Annotated in this window: 8 protein-coding genes; 5 read left to right on the top strand and 3 right to left on the bottom strand. The window is 56.5% G+C overall.

The features are described from left to right. Positions 1 to 146: 146 nt before the first annotated feature. From hisS to moaA, 3 genes are all read left to right on the top strand, one after another. Positions 147 to 1,406: a histidine--tRNA ligase gene (gene hisS, locus G491_RS0115865; RefSeq protein WP_028315300.1), complete on the top strand. Its 1,260-nt coding sequence runs from the start codon at positions 147 to 149 to the stop codon at positions 1,404 to 1,406. 62 nt (positions 1,407 to 1,468) lie between these two features. Continuing rightward, positions 1,469 to 3,262 carry an aspartate--tRNA ligase gene (gene aspS / locus G491_RS0115860; RefSeq protein ID WP_028315299.1) on the top strand — a complete coding sequence of 598 codons (1,794 nt, stop codon included), beginning with the start codon at positions 1,469 to 1,471 and terminating at the stop codon, positions 3,260 to 3,262. A 96-nt stretch (positions 3,263 to 3,358) separates the two neighbouring features. Next, positions 3,359 to 4,375, top strand: a complete 1,017-nt coding sequence (gene moaA / locus G491_RS0115855; RefSeq protein WP_211239154.1) for a GTP 3',8-cyclase MoaA — start codon at positions 3,359 to 3,361, stop codon at positions 4,373 to 4,375. Between the two features lie 376 nt (positions 4,376 to 4,751). Here moaA and icmF read toward each other — a convergent pair whose 3' ends face one another. The 3 genes from icmF to tkt all read right to left on the bottom strand — a co-directional run bounded on the left by icmF (position 4,752) and on the right by tkt (position 11,106). Continuing rightward, a complete protein-coding gene (gene icmF, locus G491_RS0115850) occupies positions 4,752 to 8,003 on the bottom strand; it encodes a fused isobutyryl-CoA mutase/GTPase IcmF (protein WP_035219094.1) in 3,252 nt (1,083 codons plus the stop codon). Further along, a complete protein-coding gene (locus G491_RS31070) occupies positions 7,990 to 8,667 on the bottom strand; it encodes a TetR/AcrR family transcriptional regulator (RefSeq protein ID WP_015947515.1) in 678 nt (225 codons plus the stop codon). The genes icmF and G491_RS31070 overlap by 14 nt, the downstream gene beginning before the upstream one ends. 438 nt (positions 8,668 to 9,105) lie before the next feature. Further along, on the bottom strand, positions 9,106 to 11,106 hold the full coding sequence (tkt, locus tag G491_RS0115840) for a transketolase (RefSeq protein ID WP_028315296.1): 2,001 nt from the start codon (positions 11,104 to 11,106) through the stop codon (positions 9,106 to 9,108). A 332-nt stretch (positions 11,107 to 11,438) separates the two neighbouring features. On the opposite strand from tkt, the gene G491_RS0115835 reads away from it, so the two are divergent. Further along, positions 11,439 to 12,209 (top strand): tetratricopeptide repeat protein, encoded by a 771-nt coding sequence (locus G491_RS0115835; RefSeq protein WP_028315295.1) that lies wholly within the window; start codon positions 11,439 to 11,441, stop codon positions 12,207 to 12,209. Positions 12,210 to 12,464: 255 nt separating this feature from the next. Further along, on the top strand, positions 12,465 to 12,761 hold the full coding sequence (locus G491_RS0115830) for a hypothetical protein (protein WP_028315294.1): 297 nt from the start codon (positions 12,465 to 12,467) through the stop codon (positions 12,759 to 12,761). The last annotated feature ends 54 nt before the right edge of the window (positions 12,762 to 12,815 follow it).

Here is a 12,815-nt window from a genome sequence, read left to right as displayed (position 1 = left end):
CTCCGCTTTTTTCCACATGAAATTTGGTGTGCTAAAATGGCTAATCCGCCCTACACCCTAAATATTTCCTTGATTTAATTCCCATGTTTTGCCAATTATGATCGTTTACCGGGTTTTGCCCGGAAATCGTTTTATCGGAGCTAAAAATGATCAAATTAATTCGCGGATTCAGGGACATACTCCCCGGCCAGGTGGAGTTGTGGCAGGATATTGAATCCAAGGCCCGCGTCCTTTTGGAAAATTTCGGGTTCAGGGAAATCCGCTTGCCCATTATGGAAAACACGGAGCTGTTCTCCCGAGGCATCGGCGCGGACACGGATATCGTGGAAAAGGAAATGTACACCTTTCCCGACTCCAAGGGCCGGGGCCAGACCTTGCGGCCCGAGGCCACGGCCTCGGTGGTGCGTTCGTACATCGAGCACGGCTACGCCGGGTCCGACCCGGTGCAAAAGTTTTACACCATCGGCCCCATGTTCCGCCACGAACGCCCCCAAAAAGGCAGGTACAGGCAGTTTTACCAGATCAACGCGGAAATGTTCGGCGTGGCGTCGCCTTTGGCGGACGTCCAGATCATGTACATGCTGCACCTGTTCTTTACGGGCCTGGACGTTCCCGACGTGGTCACCCATGTGAATTCCCTGGGATGCCCGGAATGCCGGCCCAAGTTCCGCGAGGCCCTGATTTCCTTTGTGTCCGACAAAATGGACCGCCTGTGTTCCGATTGCCAGCGCCGGGCGGATGCGAATCCGCTTAGGGTCATTGACTGCAAGGTCCCGGGCTGCAAGGAAGCGGTGCAGGGCGCTCCGTCCATCCAGGATCATCTGTGTCCGGACTGCAAGGAGCATTTCGAGGCGGTCATCAAAGGCCTGGACGATTTGAACGTGCCTTACGAAATCGACCCCCGCCTTGTGCGCGGGCTGGACTACTACACCCGCACCACCTTTGAGGTTCAGACCACTTTGCTGGGCGCGCAAAACGCCGTGGCAGGCGGAGGCCGTTACGACGGCCTGGTGAAAATCCTGGGCGGCAAGGAAACCCCGGCCATAGGATTCGCCGTGGGATTCGACCGTCTGGCCGCCTTACTGGGCGCGGAGGAAAAGGACTTCACCGTTCCGCCCGCCTTGTTCATCGCCGCTTTGGGAGACGAAGCCCGCAAGATCGCCTTTGGATGGCTGTGCGACTTCAACGCCCGGGGCGTGCGTGCGGAAATGGACTACGAAGGCAAAAGCCTGAAAAGCCAGATGAAGCAGGCCAACCGTTTTAACGCGGGGCGCGTTTTGATATTGGGCGAAAACGAACTGCAAAACGGCATGGCCGTATTGCGGAACATGGATACCAAAGAGCAGGAGGAGGTTGCTTTGGACGGCTTGACGGATCGGGTCGCCGCCCTGATAAATCAGGGATAGGGGGCATTGGAAAGCAACTAAAAACCTGTTCATTTTAAATAGTTTATAAAAAAGGGCAAACTATGGCAGACTTACTGGGAAGCATGAGACGGACTCACAACTGCGGAGTCCTTCGCAAAGAGGATACAGGCAAGACCGTAACGCTTATGGGCTGGGCCCAGCGTTGGCGCGATCACGGCGGCGTTATTTTTATCGACCTGCGCGACCGGTACGGGGTCACCCAGGTGGTGTTTAACCCGGAACATAACGCGGACGTGCACAAGCTGGCCGATACAATCCGCAGCGAATGGGTCATCGCCGTGCAGGGCGAAGTTCTGGAGCGCCCGGACGGCATGGTCAATCCCAAGATGGAAACCGGCGAGATCGAGATCATGGTTTCCGAGTTGAAGATCCTCAACAAGTCCAAGACCCCTCCGTTCATGGTCGAGGACAACGTGGAGGTCTCGGAAAACCTGCGCCTGGAATACCGGTACCTGGATCTTCGCAGGCCCCGCATCGCCAAGAACATCATGCTCCGCCATCACGTGGGGGCGTGCGTCCGCGCTTTTCTGAACGAAAACGAGTTCCTGGACATCGAAACCCCGGTCCTGACCAAAAGCACGCCCGAAGGCGCCCGCGATTATCTGGTGCCCAGCCGCGTGAACACCGGCTTGTTTTACGCGCTGCCCCAAAGCCCTCAGCTTTTCAAGCAGCTTTTGATGGTGGCGGGCTACGACCGGTATTACCAGATCGTCCGCTGCTTCCGCGACGAGGACCTGCGCGCCGACCGCCAGCCCGAATTCACCCAGATCGACCTCGAGATGTCCTTTGTGGGCGAGGAAGACGTCATGGGAATCGCCGAGCAGATGATCGCCAGGGTGTTCAAGGACGTCATGGGCAAGGACGTCAAAACGCCTTTCGACCGCCTGACATACAAGGACGCCATGGATCGCTACGGCCTGGACAAGCCGGACCTGCGCTTCGACCTGGAGTTGAAAGAGGTCTCCTCCATCGTGGAAGGTTCGGACTTCAAGGTTTTCGCCTCGGTGGTGAAAAAAGGCGGCATGGTCAAGGCCATGAATGCTAAAGGATGCGCCCACTTTTCCCGAAAGGTGATAGATGATCTGACCGCCTTTGTGGCCGTGTACGGCGCCAAGGGCCTGGCCTGGATCAAGGTGAAGGAGGACGGCTCGTGGCAGTCGCCCATCGCCAAGTTCTTCACGGACGACGAGAAAGCCGCCATGGCCCAGACCCTGGACATGGCGCCCGGCGACCTTATCTTCTTTGTGGCGGATAACGTCAAGGTCACCAACGACGCCTTGGGACACCTGAGAAACCGGGTGGCCAAGGAGCTTGGCCTGATCGACGAAAACGAATTCCGCTTTGTGTGGGTGACCGAGTTCCCCCTGGTGGAATACGACGAGACGGAAAAAAGGTATGTGGCCCTGCACCATCCTTTCACCGCGCCCATGGAAGAAGACCTGGACCTGTTGGAGACCGATCCCGGCGCGGTTCGCTCCCGGGCTTACGATATGGTCCTGAACGGAACCGAGCTTGGCGGCGGCAGCATTCGTATCCATCAGCCGGAAATGCAGGAAAAGGTGTTTAACATGTTGGGCCTGGGGCAAGAGGAAGCCGAGGAGAAATTCGGATTCCTGCTGAAAGCCCTGGCATTCGGCGCGCCTCCCCACGGGGGACTGGCCTTTGGGTTTGACCGCTTGATCATGCTCCTGAGCGGCGAGAATTCCATCAGGGACATTATTCCCTTTCCCAAGACCCAAAAGGCCGCATGCCTGCTTACGGACGCCCCTTCCGAGGTGGCTTTCGAGCAGTTGGCCGAACTGGCGCTCAGAATCAAAAAGGATCCTGCAAGCTGACGCGTCCGCAACCGGCGGCGAGGCGTCTCTTGCAAAAAAGAACAAGCCGCCTGGAATTCGCCCGCTATAGAATAAAAGGCGGGGAACGAGGTTGTCATTACGAAGGATAAGCCCATTACACAGCTAAACACGGACAGATTTTCCCGCAACATCAGCTATCTGCGGGTGTCCGTAACCGACCGCTGCAATCTGCGTTGCTTTTACTGCGTGCCCGAGGAAGGCCTGCCCTTTCTCGGGCATAAAGACGTCCTGTCCTACGAAGAAATCACCGCCATCGTCCAGGCCGGAGTGCGCCTGGGCATACAAAAAGTGCGCATTACTGGCGGCGAGCCCCTGGTGCGCAAGGGCATCGAAGAATTGGTTGCGTCCATTTCCGCTTTGCCGGAAATCAAGGACCTGGCCATGACCACCAACGGCGTGCGCCTGGCCTCCATGGCTCACAGCTTGAAAAAGGCGGGCCTGCACCGGGTGAACGTCAGCCTGGACAGCATGAAGCCCGAGGTGTTTGAAAAAATCACCGGGCGGAATCATTGCCAGGATGTCAAGGATGGGATTGAAGCCGCCCTGGACGCCGGATTGACTCCCGTGAAGATCAACGTGGTTGCCGTGGCCGGAGTCAACGATTGCGAGTTTGCCGATTTTGCCAAGCTGACCATGGACAAGCCCGTGTCCGTCCGGTTTATCGAATACATGCCCATCGGCAAGAACATGCACTGGGCCGAGGATCGGTCCATATCATCCCGGGAAATCCGCGAAATAATCGAAAAACAGCTCGGCCCCATGACTCCCGTCACCGAGCACGGCCCCCTGGACGGCCCGGCGAGAAGGTTTTCTCTGCCCGGAGCGCAAGGGGAGATCGGGTTCATCAACGCCATTTCCGGGCATTTTTGCTCCACATGCAACCGCTTGCGCTTGACGGCCGACGGCAAGGTGCGGCCCTGCCTGTTTTCCGACAAGGAAATCGACGTCCGCTCGGTCCTGAGAAACGGCGGCGGCCCATCCGATCTGGACGCCGTATTCGCCCAGGCCATAGCCCAAAAGCCCCGCGGCCTGGATTCCGCCAAAAGCGAAAAGCCCGGCTGTGACCGCAGCATGTCCTCCATCGGAGGGTAGCTTCTTATTCCCAAAACCGGGATTTCGCTCCCATTGTATTTGATGTGTAGCGGCAGGCCCCGTGCCTGCCTTTGATGCGCACAGCGAGTCGAGGGTGGTCCAGGCAAAGCAACAGAAGGCGCGGCCGGGAAAGATTGCAGGATTCGGGAATGGTCGGCGGGCGGATGGAGCTGCTTGAATTTTTCTGTTTAGTTGGTTTTGGCAGGGCTTCCGTGTATTCACAGTGTGCGGATTTCATTGGCGATAAGGTTCTACTACGTGTGCTACGCGCCCGGCAATCCGAGCAGTGTAATCCCAGAAAAAAATCCCTCCCCGGCAGTTAGGGAGGGATTTTTTATGACGGGGTGGAAAACCCGATTACGACCTTCAATGGAGACTACATGTTCCTGCGGTATTTGCCGCCTACGTCGTACAGGGCCTGGGAAATCTGGCCCAGGCTGCAATGCTGAACCGTTTCCATCATTTGGGCGAAGATGTTTTCGCCCTTCAAGACTGTTTCCTGGAGCTTTTTAAGTGCGGGCTCGCATTCCTTTTTATGCTCGGAATGGAAGTCAGCCAAACGTTTTAACTGGGATTCCTTTTCCTCTTCCGTGGACCGGGCCAGCTCCAGTTCCTGGAATTCGCCGTCCTTGCCCGCGTTGGGATCGATGAACATATTCACGCCAACCAGGGGCAGTTCGCCGGAGTGCTTGAGGGTTTCGTAGTACACGGATTCGTCCTGGATTTTAGACCTTTGGTAGCCCATTTCCATGGCGCCGAGCACCCCGCCCCGGCGGGTGATGCGATCGAATTCCGCCAGCACGGCTTCCTCCACCAAGTCGGTCAATTCGTCCACGATAAAGCTGCCCTGGTTCACGTTTTCGTTCTTGGCAAGGCCCCACTCCCGGTTGATGATCAACTGGATGGCCAGGGCGCGCCGCACGGATTCCTCGGTGGGCGTGGTGATGGCCTCGTCATAGGCGTTGGTGTGGAGGCTGTTGCAGTTGTCGTAAACCGCGCACAAGGCCTGGAGCGTGGTGCGGATGTCGTTGAACTGGATGTCCTGGCTGTGGAGCGACCGGCCCGAGGTCTGCACGTGGTATTTGAGCATCTGGGAACGTTTGGAGGCTCCGTATTTCTCCCGCATGGCCACGGACCAGATTCTGCGGGCCACCCGGCCGATGACCGTGAATTCCGGGTCCATGCCGTTGGAGAAAAAGAACGAAAAGTTGGGGGCGAAGGCGTCGATATCCATGCCCCTGGACAGGTAGTATTCCACATAGGTGAAGCCGTTGGCCAGGGTCAGGGCCAACTGGGTGATGGGGTTAGCCCCTGCTTCGGCGATGTGGTAGCCGGAAATGGACACGGAGTAGAAATTCCGCACGTTGTTGTCGATGAAATACTGCTGGATGTCGCCCATGATTTTGAGGGCGAACTCCGTGGAGAAGATGCAGGTGTTCTGGCCCTGATCCTCCTTGAGGATGTCGGCCTGCACCGTGCCGCGCACCGTGGAGAGCGCCGTGGCCCTGATTTTTTCGAATTCTTCCTTGGAGGGCTTGCGCACGTTCTGCTTTTCGAACTTTTCCACCTGCTGTTGGATGGCCGTGTTCAGGAACATGGCCAGCATGATGGGCGCCGGGCCGTTGATGGTCATGGAAACCGACGTGTTGGGCGCGCACAAGTCGAATCCGCCGTACAGCACCTTGACGTCCTCGATGGTGCATACGCTCACGCCCGAGTTGCCGATTTTTCCATAAATATCGGGCCTGCGGTCCGGGTCCTTGCCATAAAGCGTCACCGAGTCAAAAGCCGTGGACAAGCGCTTGGCCGGATAGCTTCCGGAAAGCAGACGGAAACGGCGGTTCGTGCGGAAAGGGTCCCCCTCGCCCGCGAACATGCGGGTGGGATCTTCGTCGGCCCGTTTGAAGGGGAACACGCCCGCGGTGAACGGAAAGAAACCCGCCAGGTTTTCCCTGCGGAGCCAGCGGTAGGTTTCGCCGGGGTCCTCGTACTTGGGCAGGGCCACCTTGGGAATCATGCTGCGGCAAAGGGATTCGGTCTTCAAAGGCACGCGGTATTCCTTGTTGCGCACTTCGTAGACGAACTCATCGCCCGAGTATTTTTCCTTGATGGCGGGCCACTCTTTGATGAGGGCCAGGGTTTCCTCGTCCAGGGCTTCATAGGCTTGCTCGGCTTCTTCAGCCAGCTTTTGGGCCACATTGGCGTCTTTCTTCTTCATGACCTCGGCGGCCTTTTCCAACTGCCAGGCCTCGCGCAAAGCCCTTGCCTGGACTTCGGTCCGGGCGTGGTAATCGCGGATGGAGTCGGCGATTTCCGTGAGGTAGCGGTCCCGTTCCGGCGGAATGATGACCGTCTTGGACGTGGACACGTGGCCTTCGGGCCTGGGCAGGGAGGATTGGAGATCCAGCCCGGCTTTATCGTTAACGCGATCCAAAAGCGCCAGATACAGGGCTGTCACGCCGTCGTCGTTGAACTTGGAGGCCGAGGTTCCGAACACCGGCATTTTTTCGGCGGGCACGTCCCAGGCGTTGCGGTTTCTCTGGACCTGCTTGCTCACCAGCTTGACCGCGTCCTCGCCGCCGCGTTTTTCGTATTTATTGACCACCACCAGATCGGCGAAATCCAGCATGTCGATTTTTTCCAGCTGGGAGGCGGCGCCGAACTCGCCGGTCATGGCGAAAATGGCCACGTCCACCAGATCCACAATGGCGGTGTCGCCCTGGCCGATGCCTGCTGTCTCCGCGATGACCAGGTCGTATCCCGCACCTTTGAGAAAGCGGATGATATCCTCCACCGCATCGGAAAGCTCGGTGTGTGATTCGCGGGTGGCCAAAGAGCGCATGTACACCCTGGGATTGTCAATGGCGTTCATGCGAATGCGGTCGCCCAAAAGCGCGCCGCCGGTCTTGCGGCGGGAGGGATCGGTGCTGACCACGGCGATGTTAAGATCCGGAAAATCCCTTAGCAGGCGCAGGATGAGCTCGTCGGTCAGGGAGGACTTGCCCGCGCCGCCCGTGCCGGTGAGGCCGACGGCCACGGCCTTGGATTCCTTTTTGACCGCGTTCCACAGGGGTTTGAGGTCCTTTTCGTCCCACTTTTTCTTCTGCTCCACCATGGTGATGCATTTGGCGACAACCGCCTTATTCGCAGGGGAAATCTTTTTGAAATCCAGCTTGGGATCGGTGACCGTGGCAAAATCCAGGGACTCCACCATGTGGTTGATCATGCCCTGTAGGCCCATCTTTGCGCCGTCCTCGGGAGAATAGATCTTGGCCACGCCGTAGGCTTCCAGCTCCTTGATTTCCTCGGGCACGATAACCCCGCCGCCGCCGCCGAAAACCTTGATGCCGGACGAATTCCGCTCTTTCAAAAGGTCCACAAGATACTTGAAAAACTCCATGTGGCCGCCCTGATAGCTGGAAATGGCGATGCCCTGGGCGTCTTCCTCGATGGCCGCGCTTACGATCTGATCCACGGACCGGTCGTGACCCAAGTGGATGACTTCCACGCCCGTGGCCTGGAGCATGCGGCGGATTATGTTAATGGATGCGTCATGTCCGTCAAAAAGGGAAGTTGCAGTGACCACACGAATCGGTTGGGTGGGCTCATACACTTTATCTTGCTTCATGATCTTCTCCTTGTGCGCGGCCGCCGTTGGACGCGCAACTGTCCAGGATAAAAGCGGTCTGCTGTTCTATATATTCTTCAATGGTGTATTGCCGGGACAAATACCACCCTCGGTACGCCCACATGTGGCCCCACACCGTTATGTTATGCGCCATGATATCCAGCGCCGGCTGATCCATGGGAGGCAAAACCCCTTCTTTCATCAATTGCCGGAGCGCCAGTACAAACAGGCTGGTTATGCGCACTTCGTTTTCCAAAACCTTTTTACGCCAATGCTTGGGCAGGGATTTGGCTTCCTGGTATATCAATAAAATGTGCCGGTCAAGGTGGTTGCACACTAAAAAATAACCCCGGATCATGGCGGGCAGCACGTCCTTGGCGCCCGTGGCCTTTTCCAGGGCGTGAGTCACGCCTTCCTCCATGTCCGCGTGAATGGCGTCGCATACCAGAAAAAGGATGTCCTCCTTGGATTTGACGTACTCGTACAAAGATCCGATGGAAAAGCCCACAGCCCGGGCGATCTCCCGGGTGGTGGTCTTGTGAAAGCCCTTTTCCATGAACAAGGTTACGGCGGCGTCCACAATCTGCCGCCGGCGTTTGGCCACCAGGTCCTGGTCCTTGACCTGGGTGGGAATGAGGGAATTGTTGTTGGTTTTATCCAGCATCTTTTCCTTGGTTGTTCATTCAGTGATTGGTTACTGCCCACCGACTGAACGAGCGCTCAGTCAAATAATTTTCCTTTACCAAGTCAGGCCGGTTAATGTCAAGGAAATTCCAAGCGAAAGCAGTATGGAGAAAGCCACTGAGTTATCTAAGATTAATGATAATTTTTATTAAATACAGAGCAACCCCATAGGATAGATCAGATTTTGTGGACTATGGCAGTTTTTTTATTGCAGAGGTAATCCATGTAAATGGCAGAGGCGCCCCCCTGCTGTTCCCTTTCAGGCGTTCTTTGCACGCCTGGCGCTTCGCGGGCCCAGCAAGCGCCGCCTCTACACCTGCGCGGACAAGCAAGCCGCAGCGCTACAAAAGATAAAAACAAAAACGGCCGGCCCCGTTTGACGCAGGACCGGCCGTTAGAATTTCTTTGAAAATGGGAATTACAGTTCCAGGGCGTTTTTCACCACGTTATCCACGTTCATGCCCAGTTTGTTCAGAACCTCGCCGCCGGGGGCGGAGGCGCCAAACCGGTCAATGCCGATGATTTTTCCATCGGTTCCCACGTAGCGCTCCCAGCCCAGGGTGGTTCCAGCCTCAATAGCCAGGCGCTTGGTGACGTTGGGCGGCAGAACCCGGTTGCGGTATTCCTCGGTGGTTTTCTCGAAAAGCTCCCAACTGGGCATGGATACCACGCGGGCTTCCACGCCTTTTTCGGCCAACTGCTCCCTGGCCTGGAGAGCCAGGTTAACCTCGGAGCCGCTGGCGATGAGGATGCAGTCGGGATCTTTGCCCTTGGCGTCGGCCACTACGTAAGCGCCGTAGGCCAGGCCCTGGGCGCCGGAATAACGGTTGCGATCGATGACGGGCAGTTTCTGGCGAGAAAGGATGAGAGCCGTGGGGCCGGAATTGTTGGTGATAGCCTGCTTCCAGGCTTCGGCGGTTTCCGTGGCGTCGGAAGGCCGGATCACGGTCAGGTTGGGGATGGCCCGCAGGGAAAGCAGGTGCTCCACCGGCTGATGCGTGGGGCCGTCTTCGCCCACGGCCACGCTGTCGTGGGTGAATACATAAATGGTCGGCGCGCCCATGAGGGCCGCCACGCGGATGGCCGGCCGCACGTAATCGGCGAAGACCAAAAAGGTGCCGCCGTAGGGGCGAATCCCCTTATGCAAAGCCATGCCCGACATGATGGCGCCCATGGCGTGTTCGCGTACGCCGAACCGGATGTTGCGGTTCTGGTAGTTCATGACTTGGAACTCGCCGGACCCGTTGATGAAAGTCTTATTGGACGGCGCCAGGTCGGCGGAGCCGCCTATCAGGGTGGGCAGCTTGGGCGCGATGGCGTTCAGCACCGTGCCGGAGGCGGCCCGGGTGGCGATGACGTTGTCTTCAGGAGTAAATGCCGGAATGTCCGCATCCCATCCGTCGGGCAAATCGCCGTTCATGATGGGGGCGAACTCCTCGGCGATCTCAGGATGCGCCTTGGAGAAAGCGGCCATGGCGTCGTTCCATTCGGCTTCGGCCTTGGCGCCCTTGTCCACGCATTGCCTGAAAACGTCCAGGGCTTCCTGGGGGACGAAAAAAGGCTCGGTTTCGGGCCAGCCCAGGTTCTTTTTAGTAAGGAGTATTTCCTCTTCCCCCAAAGGTGCGCCGTGGGCGTCGGAGGAATCCTGCTTATGGGGAGATCCAAAGGCGATATGGCTGCGAATGGCGATGAGGCTGGGGCGATCCTTGTCTTCCTGAGCCTCTTCAATGGCCTTGGCGATGGCGTCCAGGTCGTTGCCGTCCTCCACCGTGATCACCTGCCACTTGTAAGCGGCGAACCGGGCTTTTACGTCTTCGGTAAAAGCAATGTCCGTGGAGCCTTCAATGGAAATTTTGTTGTCGTCGTATAGGCAGATGAGCTTGGAAAGGCCCAGGTGGCCGGCCAGAGAGGCGGCTTCGTGGGTGATGCCTTCCATCATGCAGCCGTCGCCGCAGTAGCAATAGGTGTGGTGCGAAACCACGGGATGGCCCGGGCGGTTGAAGTAGCTGGCCAAAAAGCGTTCGGCCATGGCCATGCCCACGGCGTTGGCAAGGCCCTGACCCAGGGGGCCGGTGGTGGTCTCCACGCCGGGCGTGTGGCCGTATTCAGGATGGCCCGGGGTTCTGCTTCCCCATTGCCTGAAATTCTTGATGTCGTCCAGGGAGAGGTCGTAGCCGGTGAGGTGCAGCAGGCTGTATATCAGCATGGAAGCATGCCCGGCGGAAAGCACGAAGCGGTCCCTGTCATGCCATTCCGGGTTGCTTGGGTTGTGTTTGAGATACCGGGTGAAAAGTACATAGGCTGCGGGCGCCATTCCCATGGGGGCGCCGGGATGCCCGGAGTTAGCCTTTTGAATCGCGTCCATGGAAAGGGTGCGGATGGTGTTGACGCACAGCGCGTCTGTGGTTGCCTGGGTCATGTATAGCCTCCTGAGACTTTTTTTTAGGTATACCAAAGTTTAGCCAAGGGCCTAGAATGGTGCGGAACCTCTACCATAAGCCGGGGGGGCTTGCAAGAGCTAAGCCCAAGTTTGACGGAGACTCTATAATTAACTGAAATTAAAGATAATTTTTGGGGGCGTCCGGGCGGTTTTCGTCGCCTTCTTACTGACCAGCGGTCGGCAAAGTGAAAAATATGCATAATCCTGTTTGAAAAAATTTGTAGGATAAGGTATCACTTACCGCTAGAAGAAATTGGCCTTGAGGCCGATGTTTAACGCTGATCAAGAAACATTTTTTCAGGGAGGGTAGCATGTTCAGGTTAATCACGGTGGTTTTTACAGTATTGGTATTGGCGGTTTCCTGCACTACGGTTATGGCGGAGGAAACCAATCCCGAAGTCCGGGCGCTTTTGGACCAAGGGTGGGAGCACGTCAAATTAATGCATATTGACCTGGGCAACCTGGACAAAGCGGAAGCGCTTTACGCCAAAGCCCTGGAGATCAAGCCCGACAGCGTCGAAGCCAACTGGCGCATGGCGGAAGTCCTGTTTAAGATCGCCGACAACAAACCCATGTCGGAAGATGAGACCACGGCCACCTTTGTGAAGGGCCTCGACTACGCGGGAAAATCCCTGGAATTGGAGCCCGACAACGCAGGCGGCTTGTTCTGGAGCGGATGCATTAACGGTCAGATGGCCCGGCGGGTGGGCGTTTTAAAGGCGCTCGGCAAGGTCAAGGCAGCCAAAAAAGATCTGCATACGCTGGTGGAAAAATATCCCGACCATCGCTACGCGACCATCTCTTACGCCATCCTGGGCGCCATTTACTCCTCCACCCCTTGGCCCATGAAAGACATGGACAAGGCCTTGGAATACGGCCAGACCGCGGTCAAACGCGATCCCAAGCTGAGCTTTGCAAGCGTGGAATTGGCCATGGTTTATATGAAGGATAAGGAATACGAGAAAGCCCGGGCCGAGTTGAACCGGTGCCTGGAAGTCAAGGATCCCACCTACATTTGGGACTCCACATTGAAAAATTGGCCCAAAGCAAAACAACTGCTGGAAGAAATCAAAGACAAATAAAGCATCCCAACCGGCGGAGGCCCATCCCGGCCTCCGCCTTTAGTTCTTCTTCTATCTTCTTAAATCTTCATAAAAATATTTTGAAGAGGATGCCGCTTCGCGGCGGCGATTTATTGGGTTTCGCAAGCTCAACCGCAACCTACGATATCCAGCTTCAATGGCTTTGTGAGTACGGTGGTGATAGCGCACTGTAGCGGCCTCTATCGCATAACGAATTGTTATTCAGCAGAATAAATTTTTATCAGGAAATGTTTGATGGGCAATGAAATTCGGAAAAAAAATTTTGAGCGTGTAATTGCCATCTCCGCTGCATTTTGGGCATTAGTCAGCATTGCCCTCATCTATTTTTTCGAGAAGAGTCATTTTGGCCCGACCCCTCTCTATCTGCCCGTCATCCTGGCAGTTGTGTCGTTTGCGGGAGCCGTTTCTTGCGTAGTTCTCATCTGCTTTTTTAAAACCAAGAACAAACTTGTTTTTTTATCTTGCTTGTTTTTTGCCGCAGCCTTGCTTGTTCAATTGAAAGCGATACTTGAATTGCTTTATGTTTCATAAATGCTGGTATAAGTCGGTCGATCCTTTGCTCCCATTCGCTCGTGCGCGAAGCGC

Origin of the sequence: Desulfatibacillum aliphaticivorans DSM 15576 (genome assembly GCF_000429905.1) — a bacterium.
Classification (GTDB): Bacteria; Desulfobacterota; Desulfobacteria; order Desulfobacterales; family Desulfatibacillaceae; genus Desulfatibacillum; species Desulfatibacillum aliphaticivorans.
The sequence above is the reverse complement of the archived record's forward strand: the minus strand, read 5'-3'. Positions and strand labels throughout refer to the sequence as shown.

Bases quoted from the DNA above. Each gene is read 5' to 3' on its own strand.
- aspS (WP_028315299.1), top strand. From the start codon at position 1,469: ATGGCAGACTTACTGGGAAGCATGAGACGGACTCACAACTGCGGAGTC.
- tkt (WP_028315296.1), bottom strand. From the start codon at position 11,106: ATGACCCAGGCAACCACAGACGCGCTGTGCGTCAACACCATCCGCACC.
- G491_RS0115835 (WP_028315295.1), top strand. From the start codon at position 11,439: ATGTTCAGGTTAATCACGGTGGTTTTTACAGTATTGGTATTGGCGGTT.
- icmF (WP_035219094.1), bottom strand. From the start codon at position 8,003: ATGAAGCAAGATAAAGTGTATGAGCCCACCCAACCGATTCGTGTGGTC.
- G491_RS31070 (WP_015947515.1), bottom strand. From the start codon at position 8,667: ATGCTGGATAAAACCAACAACAATTCCCTCATTCCCACCCAGGTCAAG.
- G491_RS0115830 (WP_028315294.1), top strand. From the start codon at position 12,465: ATGGGCAATGAAATTCGGAAAAAAAATTTTGAGCGTGTAATTGCCATC.
- hisS (WP_028315300.1), top strand. From the start codon at position 147: ATGATCAAATTAATTCGCGGATTCAGGGACATACTCCCCGGCCAGGTG.